This is a genomic window from Mucilaginibacter mali, assembly GCF_013283875.1.
GTDB classification, from domain to species: domain Bacteria; phylum Bacteroidota; class Bacteroidia; order Sphingobacteriales; family Sphingobacteriaceae; genus Mucilaginibacter; species Mucilaginibacter mali.
In genome coordinates, this window is the sequence record NZ_CP054139.1 from 2154318 (window position 1) to 2169592 (window position 15275).

General features: G+C 45.9%; 11 protein-coding genes. 4 read left to right on the plus strand and 7 right to left on the minus strand.

Features of this window, described 5'->3' with window-relative positions:
- Position 1: 1 nt before the first annotated feature.
- The 6 genes from HQ865_RS09085 to HQ865_RS09110 all read right to left on the minus strand — a co-directional run bounded on the left by HQ865_RS09085 (position 2) and on the right by HQ865_RS09110 (position 11204).
- Entirely contained in the window at positions 2–3160 is a 3159-nt protein-coding gene (locus HQ865_RS09085; RefSeq protein ID WP_173414592.1) for a SusC/RagA family TonB-linked outer membrane protein, read from the minus strand.
- A gap of 288 nt (positions 3161–3448) precedes the next feature.
- Complete coding sequence (locus HQ865_RS09090; protein WP_173414593.1) at positions 3449–4306, minus strand: ThuA domain-containing protein; 858 nt, start codon at positions 4304–4306, stop codon at positions 3449–3451.
- Between the two features lie 9 nt (positions 4307–4315).
- A complete protein-coding gene (locus HQ865_RS09095) occupies positions 4316–5479 on the minus strand; it encodes a glycoside hydrolase family 18 protein (RefSeq protein WP_173414594.1) in 1164 nt (387 codons plus the stop codon).
- Between the two features lie 551 nt (positions 5480–6030).
- The gene (locus HQ865_RS09100; RefSeq protein WP_173414595.1) at positions 6031–8922 is read right to left on the minus strand and encodes a two-component regulator propeller domain-containing protein; all 2892 of its coding nucleotides are present in this window, start codon (positions 8920–8922) and stop codon (positions 6031–6033) included.
- A 166-nt stretch (positions 8923–9088) separates the two neighbouring features.
- Positions 9089–9844, minus strand: coding sequence for a ThuA domain-containing protein (locus HQ865_RS09105; RefSeq protein ID WP_173414596.1), 756 nt, complete (start codon positions 9842–9844; stop codon positions 9089–9091).
- 184 nt (positions 9845–10028) lie between these two features.
- Positions 10029–11204: a DUF5009 domain-containing protein gene (locus HQ865_RS09110; RefSeq protein ID WP_173414597.1), complete on the minus strand. Its 1176-nt coding sequence runs from the start codon at positions 11202–11204 to the stop codon at positions 10029–10031.
- A gap of 201 nt (positions 11205–11405) precedes the next feature.
- On the opposite strand from HQ865_RS09110, the gene pelA reads away from it, so the two are divergent.
- The 4 genes from pelA to HQ865_RS09130 all read left to right on the plus strand — a co-directional run bounded on the left by pelA (position 11406) and on the right by HQ865_RS09130 (position 15060).
- Complete coding sequence (gene pelA / locus HQ865_RS09115) at positions 11406–12623, plus strand: pectate lyase (RefSeq protein ID WP_173414598.1); 1218 nt, start codon at positions 11406–11408, stop codon at positions 12621–12623.
- Positions 12624–12893: 270 nt separating this feature from the next.
- Complete coding sequence (locus HQ865_RS09120; RefSeq protein WP_173414599.1) at positions 12894–13484, plus strand: TetR/AcrR family transcriptional regulator; 591 nt, start codon at positions 12894–12896, stop codon at positions 13482–13484.
- A gap of 48 nt (positions 13485–13532) precedes the next feature.
- Positions 13533–13757: a hypothetical protein gene (locus HQ865_RS09125; protein WP_173414600.1), complete on the plus strand. Its 225-nt coding sequence runs from the start codon at positions 13533–13535 to the stop codon at positions 13755–13757.
- Between the two features lie 16 nt (positions 13758–13773).
- Positions 13774–15060, plus strand: a complete 1287-nt coding sequence (locus HQ865_RS09130) for an MFS transporter (protein ID WP_173414601.1) — start codon at positions 13774–13776, stop codon at positions 15058–15060.
- Between the two features lie 57 nt (positions 15061–15117).
- Here the strand turns inward: HQ865_RS09130 and HQ865_RS26050 are convergent, their stop codons facing one another.
- Positions 15118–15252 (minus strand): hypothetical protein, encoded by a 135-nt coding sequence (locus HQ865_RS26050; protein ID WP_262889724.1) that lies wholly within the window; start codon positions 15250–15252, stop codon positions 15118–15120.
- Positions 15253–15275 lie beyond the last annotated feature (23 nt).

The window sequence follows — 15275 nt, forward strand, 5'->3', positions numbered from 1 at the left end:
CTTAAAAACTAATGTTCATACCAAAATTGAATACCCTCGACGATGGATACAGCGACTGTAGCGGGAATGCCTGGTTAACCACGTTCAGGTTTTCAGGATCTACATACATCTTGAATGGTGTCCAGGTGATGAGGTTTTGGCCGTTCAGGTACACACGTACGCCTTGCAGCTTCACTTTATCTGTCCAGGATTTTGGCAGGGTATAAGCCAGTTCAACGGTACGCAGCTTCAGGTAACGGGCGTTTTGCAGGTTAAAGCTGTTCAGCGCGTTGTTTAAACCGGTATAACCACGCGAGTGCAGTGCAGGCCAGGTAGCGGTAGCGGCAGTTTCCGGTGTCCAGGCGTTTAGCATGAAAGGATACATTTGCTGTCCGTTGTTCTGGTCGTTCAATATCAGGTTAGAGCTTACGTGTCCCACGCCCTGGAACATCACGTTCAGTGAAAGGCCCTTGTAGGCAATACGCGGGGTAAAGCTGTAAATGTATTCGGGGCGATTAGTGTAGCCAATAGCCTGACGGTCCTGGTCGGTAATAACACCATCGCCATTCAAATCCTTAAACTTTAAGTCGCCGGGAATAGGGGTAATGCCCTGTGGTTTTACAGAAGCAGCCACATCGGCAGCATCTTTGTAGAAGCCTTCGGCTACGTAACCGATAAACTGGCCAACACTTTTTCCCTCCAGTTTCAGGCCGTCAGGAATACCGAGTGGTTCATCTGCCGAGCGGATCACGTTTTTGGCGTAGCTTAACTGCGCGTTGATACCATAAGAGAAGTTGCCCTTCTGCCCGCCGTAATCCAGTTCAATTTCGTAACCTTTGTTGTACACTTCGCCCACGTTAAGTGCCGGATACGAGTGGCCAAAGGTGAGCAGACCGCTCTGACGGTTGGTCAGAATGTCCTTACGGGTCTCATCAAATACATCAATATCCAACCTTAATTTATCATGGAAGAAGCGCGTCTCTAAACCAATATCGCGTTTGGTACCTGTTTCCCAGGTAATGGCAGGGTTGCCCAACGCGTTATCGCCAATAAAAATTGTTGGGTAGTTGGTAATTGAGTTTGCCGAACCAAAGCCTACGCTTGAATTGGCGCTATAGCTGGTAAGGAACAGGAAGCGGCTATCCAGCTTATCGTTACCCACCTTACCATAGCTACCACGCAGTTTAGCGTAGGTTAACACATCGGTTTTAGGGAAGAACGACTCGTTGGTCATTGTCCATGCTGCAGAAAATGCTGGGAAGAAACCATACTGATGACTTTTTCCATCACCGCCAACAAAATTTGACGGCGCGAAGTTTTCAGAACCATTATACGAACCGTTAAACTCGAACAGGTAACGGCTATCGTAATTGTAAGTAAGACGATTAACAAGGCCCTGCGAAGCACGCGGCGGCGCGGTGAACACGCTACCGTCCGATCCGGCTTGTATCAGCTGGCGGGTGCCCATTAACAGGCCCGAAACGGTGTGCCTGCCAAAGCTGCGGTTATAATAAAAGCCCGATTGCAAAGAGGTGTTGGTGTTACCGGAGATCACCGCGTTGATACCGCCCAGAGGTACGTCGCGGTTACGGGTATCAGTTGAAAGGCTGATGGCGCCGGTTTGCCTGTCCCAAACATAAGCGGCCCAGTTGGCATTACGGCGTTGCACGTTGCTATAATAAGAGTCGTAACCGAAATTGGTTTTGAACGATAAGCCCTTGGTGATAAAGCCCAGCTTGTATTCTAAATTAAAGGTGCTTTCGATAGTGTTATTGTCATCGTTACGGGTACCGAAGCGGGTAAGCACCGCGTAAGGGTTCCATAAGTTGGTACCTACCCCTGGGTTTTGCGCTATGCGGCCATCGGGCAGGAAAACAGGGTAAGCGAACGACGGCACTTGCAGGATACGCGAGATCATACCCTCGATGGTATCGTACGAGAATGCCGACGATGATAACAGACCGGCTGGCTGGTACCTGTCTGAATAACGACCGCCCAGTTTAATGCCCACGGTAAAGTCCTTGTTTAGTGTCAGGTCTACGTTTGAACGGAAATTGTAGCGGGTAAAGCTTGGTGTAGTTTCGATACCATAAGGCGAATCGAAGTGTTTAAAGATACCATCCTGGTAAGCATAACCGGCTGATACAAAGTATTTAGCCACTTTAGAGCCGCCGCTTACATTGAAGTTATGCTGCGTTTGGCCATAGTACTTTTTAGTAAGGTATTTAAACCATTGAACATCAGGATAGCCATAAGGGTCGGAACCATCCTTAAACTTCTGCAACTCAGCATCAGACCATGGAGCGGCCTTCGCATCGTTCAGGTATGCCTGGTTCAGCAAGCGGGCGTTATCGTACGATCCTAAGGCTAATGGCAGGCCGGTATAAGTTTGTAAGCTGTAGTTGCCGGTATAACTGATACGTGCTTTGCCTATTTTGCCTTGTTTGGTGGTAATTACAATTACACCATTAGCACCTTTGATACCGTAGATGGCGGTTGATGCTGCATCCTTTAAAACCGAGATGGTCTCGATCTCGTTCGGGTCAACATCGCCAAAGCTTGGTCGTTCGATACCATCCACCACTACAATTGCCGAGGCATTGTTATAGGTAGCGATACCACGAATGAATATGGAAGATGCATCGGCACCCGGCTGACCGCTGGTTTGCACAGCTAACAAGCCGGTTAGTTTACCGATCAGCGTGTTAGTGGCATTTGGTGTTGGCGACCGCATGATCTCCTGCGAGCCGATCTGTGAGATCGCGCCCGTTACGGTAGATTTCTTCTGCTCGCCGTAACCTACCACCACCACCTCATTCAGGTTTTGATTGTCTTCTTCAAGTGTTACATTGATGGTTGTTTTGTTGGCCGTAAACTCCTTTGAGGTGTAGCCGATACTGGAGAAGGAGATCTTAGCTGTGGGACTCACGTTTTTAAGCGTGTATTTACCTTCGGCATCGGTAAGTACGCCGTTGGTAGTACCTATTATCTTGACGGTTACGCCGGGTATCGAAGCCCCCTTGATATCGCGCACTACGCCCGATACATTGTTGGTTTGGGCGAACGCCCCAAACGAAAACAGGCTAAAAACCAATATCCCCAGCAGGGTTATGGCTTTTAGTGGCCTTCGTTGTTTAAATGAACGGGACGAAGCCCTTTTTTGCTTGTAAATTTTATCCATAATTGATTGGTATTTAGGATTTTGAATTAATTGGCATTAAGTAACCCACCACATTGTGTGATGTGATACCTTGTTGGTTTTTGTTTACAAAAGGGCATAGCACAGCCACCCCCATATTTGGGGACGTTTTTTTTGAATGAAGTTTATCGGGGATTATTTGCCGGGCTTCATGGCGGCGGGTTTAATTGCCGCGCTCAATAATGCTAACCACTTCGTTGGTGTACTTAGGGCGGTTCCATTTTGTTTGTTAAGTCGTTCTCTCGCATGTTATTGGTTTTGGTATAGTATTTAGTTTGTCTTCTTTTTACTGCCCAGCCATAGCAGGGTGTTTACGATCAGCTTTTCCTCCATCTCGCTGCCGAAGGTGCTCGAAAGGGTTTTATTGGTGTTATCATACTTGTGCTCATAGTCCATATCGTTATGGCCCATGTTAAAATAAACCATGTTATACTTTTTGTTGGCCCATACTACAGGGTAGTGGCCACTGTGCCATATCTCATGCTGTTTTGGCCCTGTACCCAGCGGGAAGCTGGTCGAGTCGATAGCGCAGATAATGGAGATATCAGGGTTTTTGGTCAGATCCTTTTCCCAACGATACCATTCGTTTGGCGATGCTTTAAAGGTTGCCGGCATGCCTTTGGCTACCGGGTGTTTTTTATCCTCGATACGCAGGATGGCAGATGTTGGTCGCCAGGTATTGCTCACATATTGGCCCGAACCTAAAAACTCGTTATGGTACCAATCCCAGTTTTGTTGCACAGCCGACGGTGTTAAGGCAAATGCCGCGAAGTGGAAGCCTGCCCACGAGCCGCCGCTTTTCATAAAGGCTTCAAAGGCGGCGCGTTGTTCTGGTTTTTCGGGGCGGGTATCTAAAAACAGGATCACCTGGTATTGCGCCAGATACTTGGCGTTCATGTTATCCCAGTTATTGGTAGAGTCGTAGCTGAAATTGTATTTGGCAGCCAGCTCAGGGAAGCGCTTGTTGGCCTCGTGAACAAAGCTGATATGCGCCAAATCTGCTTTGCCGGTGTAAAATGCAATTACCCTAAACTTAGGCTTTTGCGCGTAAACACCGCAGCAAATGCCCAACAGTAGCATAAGCGACAGGAGTTTAAGCAAATTGTGTTTTGTAAAAGTTTTCTTCATATTTATGGTTTATGGGTTTATGGGCTTGGGTTTTATTTTGAACGATGCGTTGATCTGGTCGAGCAGGTAATCCTTCGGGTCAGAATCGTACTCCCAAAACATTACGCCCCCCATATGATGATCCAATACGTATTTGCATTTGTTGTCAACCGACCATTCATCGTCATATGTGATAAATTGCCGGGTTTCGCTGTTGAACAGATAGGGGGCTTTGGCCATGGTGTCCCGGTACATCGCGTATCCCTTTTTATTCACCAGGCTATCCTTTATAAAGTAATAATCGGCCTGGCGCAAGTGCTGCGTAGTGCTATCGCCAATGCCTTTGGACGCAGTGCTATTTAACTGAAATACACGGCCATAAAAAGCTACGCCCATCACCAGTTTATTAGCCGGCACACCTGCATTTATAAAAGCCTTGACTGCCTTATCAGCATTATCGTTCCTGTCCTTATCAGATGAGGCGAACAAATTGGTATGATGCACCGCCACTTTGTTACCGAAGTAATCGTAGGTCATCAGGTTGATATAGTTGATGTACTGCACGGCCACGCCCATTTCGGTATGATCCAAAAAAGCCTTAAAGCCACCAACGGCGGTGGTTAGCAATAACTTCTTCCCTGATTGATTTCCGGCCATATCAAGTTGCCGGCGCAATTCGGCGAACATCAGTGTATAATTCTGTTTATCCTCCTTGCGATGAACGTTTCCGGCGCCATTCATATCGGGGTATTCCCAGTCGATATCGATGCCATCCAGATCAAAGCGCTTTAATATCGCTACAGCGCTTTGGGCAAAGGCCTGGCGCGATGTATCGGATAGTACCGCGTCAGAGAAATTGCCGCTCCAACTCCAGCCACCTATGGATATTAATAGTTTGATATCAGGGTTTTTCTTTTTCAGCAAGCTTAAATTCTTCAGGTTAACGGTATCCGTGCGCTCGCGCGATAATACAGCGCGGTTGTGTTGCACATTTACAAAGGCGTAGTTAACATGGGTAAGCTTAGCAGCAGAGATCAGGTCCATATTGATCACTTTGCCACGATAACCGCCTACATAACCAATAATTACCGGCTTGCTGTTGCTTTGGGCATAAACATCTGGCATAAAAAAACAAATAACCAGCAAGGCGGTTAGGCTTGTAAGTTTTTTAATGGTTTTAAAATACGAACGCATGTGCTAAAAGGTTTATAAACTGTTTGCATAACAATGCCACTTGCGCGGCTTGCTATCCGGTGTTTTTTATATAAAGCGTAAAAATTGGTAACTGGTTAAACCGGAAAAAGAGACGTGTATAGTGCCATTTTCGCCTGCTGTTTTCCTTTATTGTATGGTAAAATTAGCTCTAATAATGGCATTCGCAAGTGTGTTTAGTACACTCATTTTTTACGATGATTTTTATTGATACGCTTAAGAAGCAATCCTAAAAAAAGTCTTAAATCAGGCTAAATGGGCCATATTTGATTTGTGATTACGCCTTTCCCGATTTTTTATTTGCGTTTAAATCACAAAAAAATATTTTCATTTTTTTTGTTTTTCCGCCACTACAAAAGCCCCTCAAAAACATGTAGGGCAAAAGCGGGGTATTACTACATGGCTATTGGTTTGTAGGGATGCTTTGCATTTATTGGTACTACATGCATAACCGATAGTACGTTTACAACTAATCACCCTAAAAGATAGGATAGGAGCTGGAGAGTAAGGTACAAACAGGATGATGAGGCAGGTTAATTGGTTACCTCCAGCAGGAAGTTATACAGATTAACTTCGGTAGATAATTGTAGCTTTTTACGCACCCTGTACCTGCTGATCTCCACGCCTTTGAGCGATATATTAAGTAACTGGGCAATTTCCTTTGACGTAAGGTTTAATCGCAGGTAGGCGCACAGTTTCAGGTCGGTGGGACTTAAAGACGGGTACTTCGCTTTCATTACCGAAAGGAAGTTGTTATGTACCTGGTCAAAGTAAATGGCGAAGTTGTTCCAGTCATCGTCCTTTTTATCAATATCGCTCAAAAGTTTAAATACACTCCTAAACTCGTGCGCCAGCGAAGGCATATTCTGCTTTTTGATCAGGCTTGTTAATTCCTCCCTGATATTCAGCATAGTGCGGCCACGATCTACCAGATGCATGGTAATCGTAGCCAACTCCTTGTTCTTGTAGTTCAGTTCAGTTTCCAGCTTATCATTCTTCAGCGTCATAATTTCCTTGTCGTTCCTGTCCAGTTCAAGGCTGTGCAGATAACTCTGGCGTTGCTGCTCTTTCTCATGTATAGCCCTATGGTGATCAATGCGCCGGCGCAGGTATTGGATCACCGCGTAAACGCCGAATATTAACAGCAATAAGTAAAACATCCAGGCCCAAACCGTTTGATACCAGGCCGGTTGAACGATAAAAGTATAGTTGACCGCCTGCGATGCCGCCCCTAAATTATTGCGTGCCTTTACCGAAAAGGTATACCTACCGTAGGGAAGGTTAGTATAATCCTTCTCCGTTTTAGCCGACCATACCGACCAATCCTTATCAAAACCAATCAACTTGTGACTAAACTCCTGGTTGCTTTTTTGCGCATACAGCGTTGTAGAATATTCAAAATGGAATGAATCCCAATGATTGGATAATTCGGGTATTGCCTGTTTACCGGGGCCGAAATATCCGCCAAAGATCAAACTGTCCTTTTCGGCAATGGCTTTTACTGTGGTAAGCAGTACGTTGAATTTGGTGCCGGTACTGGCGTATTGCCTGTAGTTTAAATGAAAGATGCCGTTGTTCGACCCGATAAGTACGTTTTCGGCATTGTAGGGGTAAATATATTCCCAACCCTTAACGGTTTGCCCCGCCAGTTCAGAAAAATAGGTGACCGTATAATTATTCTTCCCCGATGGTTTATGAAAGTCGATCACCCCGACGCGTTGATTACTAATAAACCAAATGTTATGCTGAGCATCTTCGGTAAGATATTCTACCGACGCGTTGTCAAATACATGCTGGTAAAATGCGGAGGTTACAAAGCGATTATTATCCTTATCGTATTCATAAACGCCTTTTTGTGTAGCCGCAACCAGTTTATCCTTAATAAAATAAACCCGGTTGTTGAGGATTGACGGCAGCCCATTCTTTTCGGTATAAGTGGTATTGCGGATAATCCGCTTCCTGTCGGCCGATACCTGTAGCCTGAAAATACCACGATAGGGGTGGCTGGCCCAAATTACATTATCTCTGTCAAGCGCGATGTTCGTCAGCGATTCGTAAATGCCGTTAACCATGCCCTGGTTAGTGAAATTGCCCTCGGCGTATTTCAACAACTGCAAGCCTACATAGGTGCCTACTATCAAATCGCCGGTATTTGGTATAAGCTTGATCTGGCAGGCGCCCTGACCCGTCGAGATAGATGTTGCCGAATTGTTATTGATAACAAAAGGTCCATCCTGGTGTCCCATCAGCAGGTGGCCATTAATTTCATCTAAACTCCACACCAGCCCCTTCGTGCCGGGCACTTCCGTAAAAGCGCCGGTGTTGTTGCTGATATTGCTTTGCCGCATATCTAAAGGCACACTGTATAAACCGTTTGACGTACCGATATAAAGCCGTTGATTAAAGATGTGAATGGCGTTGCTTTTTAAGGGATTGGTTTTATCTGGATAGATGTGCTTTACCGGCGTATTGTAATTTACCAGGTCAAGCCCGTTCTCCAGCCCAAGCCATAGGTTGCGGTCCCTGTCAAGCAATACGCTACGGATATTATTGTTTTGCAAACCCTCGCCGCTGGTAAAATGTTCTGTAAGTTTGCCCTGTCCATTAATAATAAACAAACCCTGGGCAGTTGTACCGATGGCATAGCTATCGTTACCAAGGCTACGGAGGCAATTGACACGTTCCCTGCTTAAAACAGCGTCGATAGCAGTTGGCTTTTTGATCACCTCATCGCCGGCAATCAAAAAGATGCCATTCTTAACAGAGGCGGCCATTAACGTATCGCCGTGATAACCGATAATTCCGGCTATATTGATATTCTTCGCCGATAACTGCTTATTGAGTTGCTGCCAACGGCCATTATTAAACCACATTAAACCCATCTCGCGGTCGTCGGCAAATAGCCGTCCCCCGGCAAGGCTCATCATTCGCCAGCCACCGTAGGTATCGTAGGTCTTCATGCTTTTGTAATCGTACTGAAAAATACACTCCACAGTACGAAAGAAAACCTCGTTTTTGCCGACAATGATGGTCAGGATGTCGGCAAACTGTCGTGCCACCTGCGGCAGCAGGTTTTTAATAGTGTGGAATTTCAGGATGCCGTTATCATCGGGGAAAAAGTAACCGATCTCGTCCTGTCCGCCCACAAAAATGCGGCCTGCCGGATCGATAGCCAGCGCCCTTACCGCGCCTTTATTAGGTAAGGGGTAGGTTTTCCAGTAGCTACCATCAAAGGTGAGCAGACCATCCTGGTTACCAAAGTACAGGATGCCGTTCTTATCCTGGTTGGCATCCCAAATTTGGGTGCTGGCGTTATAATCGGTAGGGGTATAATTTTTTATAGCTGGTATGCCGATGGTGGTTTGGGCCAATGCCATACGCAATAAGGCCTGGCACACTACAAATGCTATAAGTAACTTCTTCATTCTGCCGGTAACGCGATTGGGTTTAAAGCAGGAAAGTTAATAATGATTTTACGATGTAGTGCTAAGCATTAATACACCTGAACATAATTTACGCCTTATTTGATCATTTTGTAGGGTTTTGCAAATGGTTTGTAGTGTTGATGTAGTGTGCCGCTAACAGGGTGCCTTATTTGCCGACTGCCCAAAACAAGGCGTTGCGAACCATATTGGTGTAAATCGGATCGCTCAACAGTTCAGTGTAGTGGCCCATGGCAATGTAGATGTTACGGGCTTTTACATGCTGGTTTGTCCATACCACCGGGTGGTCACCCATTTTTACCTTGACGGTGGACGGATAGGTGTTTTCGTCGATAGAGGCCAGCACATGTACATGGCCGCGCGGACTTTTATTGTAAGTGTACCATTGGTCGCGGGTTGCAAAGGAGTAGGGCAGTCCCTGCATGGCCGGGTGCGATGCATCCTCTACGTTTAGTGTTGCTGTAGCACCGCCGGGAATGTAGTTTTCAAACTGAATATGCCCCATAAACCGCGAATACCAGCGCCACATCGGGTAGCCATCAAACACGCCTAACAATGTGGGGTGATGAAAGCCTATCCAGCCACCTTTTCCCTTTTTGATATAATCCTTAAAGGCCTGTTGTGCCTCGTTGCCCCAGGGATAAGGAGGGTAATCTAACTGGATGAACAATTGGTATTGGCTTAAATAAGCCTTGGTGATGGGTTTGGTATCGGTGATATAATCGATGGTAAAATTGCTGTCGATAGCCAATTTATTGAGCCATATTTTGGCCACGGAATCAAATTTAGCATGGCCTCCGCCGGTTTCTGCAATGGCCAGGGCTTTGAAGCGGGGCTTATGTTGCGCCGTGGCGATGGCGCACAACAAGGCAAAAAATAAGGTGAGTATAGTTAAGGTTCTCATTAAAAAATATAGGTAGTGGTAAAGTAGGGCGATGTAAAAAGATGTTTATCAAAGGGGATGATCATATTTGGATCAGTAAAATTTTTCGGCCCGTACATCTTCTTTTCATATACTGTATGGCCTAAATTTTGGTTTATTATAAATTGGTAGCCGGGGAGTGTAATAACTCTCCGGCTTTTTTGTGTCAGATCTTCAGTCGCAAATGGCGCTTCTCCATTAAGCCAACTAACCAGATGATGATGAGCGATGTAACTGCCGAGCGTAATAACCCTAATCCGCCGGTATTAATGAAGTGAGCATACCTGATATGGCATAACTTAAAAATGAAGTATTGCAGATACGGGATCAGGTAGCAGGTAAGCGTATTTGTACCCGCCGGACTAATAAATTTAAACCAATCTTTTTTGCCCTTGATATCTACCACGTAGACCAGCACTGCGAAGCTTAGGATAGTGATGCCGCTGCAAATAAGCACCCATGATGGTGTGGAATGAATTTTAGAGATACCACCCGTGTAAGGCCGTATAATAAACCCGGAAACAAGCGCAATCACACCCGAAATATACAAGAACCACCATACACGGTTTGTTTGGCCGTGTTCCAGCAGCATCCCGAAAACTTCGGTAACCACCACGCCACCCATTACCAATGCCGCCGCCGATGCATCGCCAATAACCGGGAACCAGCCATGCATAATATGAGCATGCAGTGCGATATTTATACCCAATAAAGCGGCAAAAACGATGATCAAAACCACAATCCGGCCTTTTGATAACAGGTAAACCAGCGCGCAAACTAAATAGGCCCAGCCGATAATGCCTAAGATACCCCACCACGAGGCTTCCATGCCGTGTAGGTCGTCGCCCTCGCCGCCTTTGAAAATGACAGCGAGAAAGATCAGCGTAGCGATACCTGTGCCAACAAGCGTATATTGCTTGGCCTTACTTAAAGTTTCGGGATAATCCAGCCAGATCATGAAAAAGGCCAGGTTAGAAAGGATGGCCCAAACCGGCTTCGACATGATGGCGGCCCGGCTGTTATAATCATCAAGATTTACGTGGAAGAAGCCCATGATGAGCAGCGCCGCGCCACGGGTAAGGATGTAGATCAGGATGCTAAAAAACGATTTGCCGCTTTTTATTCTGTTTTTAATAGCGAATGGCAGCGACAAGCCTACGATAAACAGGAACGCCGGGAAGATGATATCGGCAAAACCAAGCGCGTCCGGATAGTTATCAGCGTGCCCGATCCAGCCCGGGATGTTTCGGATACCGTCCGCATCATTGACAAATATCATCAACATCATGGTGATAGCACGCAGCACATCGATAGATAGCAGTCTTTTAGGTAATTGCCGCATGGTGAGCAGGTTTAATTGTTTGGCTGCAAATCTATTGGGATAGGTGTAAGCTGTGATATTTACCGTTCCCTACATCGCCACTACCTTGCCTGATTTGTTTTCTGATCATTGGATGAATAGTCGCCAAATTGTTACCACTGAAATCGATTGTTTAATAGCTAATCCATTAAATTTACCAAATTGTTATAACCTTAATTTTGTATGAAATACCTTAAATACCCCTCTGGTAGTAGTGCTTTTGTAGTTGTTGCAATAATTGTCATTACTACATGTTTTGTTTCCTTAACCTACGCGCAGGACGTTGCGGCCAATTATAAATATACCCGTGTAGATCCGGCGCCATTTGCCGATAATGCCGGGCACTGGTATGCCATATTCGATAAGAATAACATGATCAACGCGCGCCCGGGACGACCTAAGTACGACCCGACCGAGATCACCAGGATTGCCGATAATATACTGCTGTTTCAAAAAAGCAACGGCGGCTGGCCGAAGAACTACGATATCTTCGCTGTACTGACCGATGATCAAAAGGATAGCGTATCTGCTGCCCGTAACGAGTTACACACCACCTACGATAACGGCAGCACTTATACCCAAATAGCCGTATTGGCCAGCGTGTACACCGTAACCAAGGTAGAGAAGTACAAAACAGCGGCTTTGAAGGGTTTCGATTTTATCCTGAAATCACAATACAAAAATGGTGGCTGGCCACAATATTACCCGCTGGAAAATAATTATAGCCGTTGTATCACCTTTAATGACGGCGTTTTTGAGGGCATCGTGGAGTTGTTAAAGGATGTGCAGGATAATGAACCGCAGTACGCTTTTATCGATGCTAAAACCCGGGCAAAATTGGCCGAAGCATATGATAAAGGGATTCAATGTGTTTTAAAAGCACAGATAGTGGATAACGGCAAGCCCACCGCCTGGTGCCAGCAGCATGATGAAGTTAGCCTGCAACCCGCCTGGGCCCGCAAGTTTGAACCGCCAAGCATTTGCAATAAGGAAAGCGCCGACCTGGTGCTGTTCCTGATGAATATTGACCATCCGAAAAAGGAGGTAGTGGACGCCATACAAAACGCGGTAGCCTGGTTTAACGAATCGAAGATCTTGAATACAAGGGTGAATACCATCGCTGCCCCCCGGATGGTTACACCATTCCGCGTATCTGTAAGCGACAGGGTAGTGGTGACCGATAACACTGCACCTCCAATATGGACACGCTATTATGAGTTAAAAACGCATCGCCCATTGTTTTGTAATCGCGACAGCAAGGTGGTGTATTCGCTTGCCGAAGTTGATCGTGAGCGCAGGGATGGCTATGGCTGGTATACCTATTCGCCGCAACAGGTGCTGAATAAATACCCGCAATGGCAACAGAAGTGGGCTGCCGGGGTGGATGTGTTGAAGAAGTAACTCGAGTGTTGTTGGGTTGAAGTTGAGCTTGAACCCCAATTAGCGCTTTTTACAAAATCAACCCGCTATTCTAACGCGAGCGAAGAACTGCCTCTTGAATGAAACGAAAAATCCCGGGCTATGCATTACCGCTTTGCTAATCGGGGATGTTTCGCTATGCTCAACATGACGGAGTTAATTGATTAAGCGCTGACGCGAATAATAGCCAGGAATTTTTTTATAAAAATACTCTATAACTAAATGAACATTCATTTATATTTGTAACGAAATATGCGTACAAGAGATACAGAAAAGGAAGAACTGGTAAAGGAAAAGGCCATTGAGTGCATTGTAAAAGATGGGCTGGAGGGCTTTAGTATGAATAAACTGGCCCGGATGTGTGGGATATCGGTAGCCACTTTGTACATCTATTACAAGGATAAGGATGACCTTATACTGAAAATAGCCCTGGAAGAAGGCGACAGAATGGGGGATGCCATGATCCGCGACCTGGATCCGGAACTCTCGTTTGAAGAGGGCTTGCGTATACAATGGCGCAACCGTTACGAGCACATGATGGCGCGCCCCAACATGAGCACGTTTTTTGACCAGGTGCGCTCATCAAGTTACCAGGAAAAATTTGTTGAGCAGTTTTTGTCCAAGTTTAAGGTTATCGTTGGTCAGTTTATGGATAATGCGGTAGCACGCGGCGAGATAAACGAAATGCCTTTCGAGGTCTATTGGTCGGTGGCTTTTGCGCCATTGTACGCATTGATACGCTTTCACATGGAGGGGCAAAGCATTGGCGGAAAACCATTTACTATGACCGACGATATACTTTGGCAAACTTTCGATCTGGTTGTTAAAGGCTTAAAGAATTAACAATTTTTTTATGCCTGATTAATGAATGAACATTTATTTACTAATTGTATGGAAAACTTTGATCACATACACATATTCAAGACCAACATTTGCACCGATGTTGACAGGCAAACCATCCATGAGTTGCTGGACGGCGATGTTGCCATAGAAGGGTGGACCCTCGACACCGAAGACGAGGACAAGGTGCTGCGCGTGGTGAGTTGCACACTGCAGCAACAACAAATTATCGACCGTATCAATTCTAAGGGCTATATCTGCTGTGAATTGATCTAAAAAAATTAAAACACAAATGAAACAACAACAAACAGAACCTATACCATTTACCGGCTATCAAAAGCTGGTGTTATTTTTATTGGCCATCACCCAGTTTACGGTGATATTGGACTTTATGGTGATGTCGCCACTGGGCGATATGCTGATGAAATCTATGGACCTGAAGCCATCTGCCTTTGGTGTGGCCGTATCGGCTTATGCCATTAGCGCTGGTATCTCGGGGTTACTTACAGCCGGCTTCGCCGATAAATTCGATCGTAAAAAGCTGCTGTTATTCTTTTACACCGGATTTATTGCCGGTAGTATATTCTGCGGTCTATCGCATTCCTTTGTCCAACTGGTGGCCGCGCGTATTGTTACAGGCTTATTCGGTGGGGTTATTGGCTCTATATCCATGGCCATCGTTACCGACTTGTTCGCTATTCAGCAGCGTGGGCGTGTGATGGGTTACCTGCAAATGGGCTTTGGCGCCAGCCAGGTATTAGGTATCCCGATCGGCTTATACCTGGCCAACCTTTGGGGCTGGGAAATGCCGTTCTTTATGGTGGGCGGCCTGGCTATTTTAGTAGCGCTGGTAATTATGCTGAAGATGCAGCCCGTTGATAAGCACCTGGCCCTGCAGCACGATAAATCGGTATTAACTCACCTTTGGCATACGCTTGCCCGTCGCGAGTACCGCGTGGGCTTTATGGCTACCGCTCTGTTAAGCATCGGCGGCTTTATGATGATGCCATTCGGCAGCGCCTTTGCAATCAACAACCTGGGCGTAACCAATGCGCAATTACCCTTATTGTTTATGATATCGGGCATCAGTTCCCTTATTGTGATGCCGCTGGTTGGCCGACTGAGTGATAAGATCAGCCGCATAAAATTATACCTTATCGCATCGGTATGGACGATGATCATGTGTGTGGTTTATACCAATCTTACCTTAACCCCATTTTGGCTGGTAGTTGTACTGAACGTATTGATGATGGCCGGTGTGTTAACCCGTATGATCCCGTCATCAGCGCTCATCAGTTCGGTGCCCGATATGGAAGACCGTGGCGCCTTTATGAGCGTTAATTCATCGTTACAGCAAATTGCGGGAGGTATTGCAGCCACCGTTGCCGGGATGATCGTGTTGCAACCCACCAAGTTCAGTCCGCTGCAAAATTATAATGTGGTGGGGTATGTTATTGTGGTGATATCCATCATCAGCATTCTACTGCTGTACCGGGTGAGTAAAATGGTGGATAAAAAGACAGGCACTAACCCGCCAGTTGTGGTAGAGGATGAGGTAGTGGTGAGCGAGGGGTATTAAGCATTATTTCCAAACCGTCATTCTTAGCTATTGTTGATGACGCACCGTTTATAAGCCTTACGAAGTTTTGAAAACATCGTAAGGCTTTTTTGATATAGCCACCGACGTGATCACTTTTAACTTTATACTATGGGCAACTATAACCAAACGCAAACCGTAATAACTAAAAGTAATAGGCAATATAGTTATCATTGTTTTGAAGGTAGTTTTATCCC

Excerpts from the sequence above, each read along its gene's own strand:
- HQ865_RS09085 (WP_173414592.1), bottom strand. The coding sequence starts at position 3,160 with ATGGATAAAATTTACAAGCAAAAAAGGGCTTCGTCCCGTTCATTTAAA.
- HQ865_RS09090 (WP_173414593.1), bottom strand. The coding sequence starts at position 4,306 with ATGAAGAAAACTTTTACAAAACACAATTTGCTTAAACTCCTGTCGCTT.
- HQ865_RS09095 (WP_173414594.1), bottom strand. The coding sequence starts at position 5,479 with ATGCGTTCGTATTTTAAAACCATTAAAAAACTTACAAGCCTAACCGCC.
- HQ865_RS09100 (WP_173414595.1), bottom strand. The coding sequence starts at position 8,922 with ATGAAGAAGTTACTTATAGCATTTGTAGTGTGCCAGGCCTTATTGCGT.
- HQ865_RS09105 (WP_173414596.1), bottom strand. The coding sequence starts at position 9,844 with ATGAGAACCTTAACTATACTCACCTTATTTTTTGCCTTGTTGTGCGCC.
- HQ865_RS09110 (WP_173414597.1), bottom strand. The coding sequence starts at position 11,204 with ATGCGGCAATTACCTAAAAGACTGCTATCTATCGATGTGCTGCGTGCT.
- pelA (WP_173414598.1), top strand. The coding sequence starts at position 11,406 with ATGAAATACCTTAAATACCCCTCTGGTAGTAGTGCTTTTGTAGTTGTT.
- HQ865_RS09120 (WP_173414599.1), top strand. The coding sequence starts at position 12,894 with ATGCGTACAAGAGATACAGAAAAGGAAGAACTGGTAAAGGAAAAGGCC.
- HQ865_RS09125 (WP_173414600.1), top strand. The coding sequence starts at position 13,533 with ATGGAAAACTTTGATCACATACACATATTCAAGACCAACATTTGCACC.
- HQ865_RS09130 (WP_173414601.1), top strand. The coding sequence starts at position 13,774 with ATGAAACAACAACAAACAGAACCTATACCATTTACCGGCTATCAAAAG.
- HQ865_RS26050 (WP_262889724.1), bottom strand. The coding sequence starts at position 15,252 with ATGATAACTATATTGCCTATTACTTTTAGTTATTACGGTTTGCGTTTG.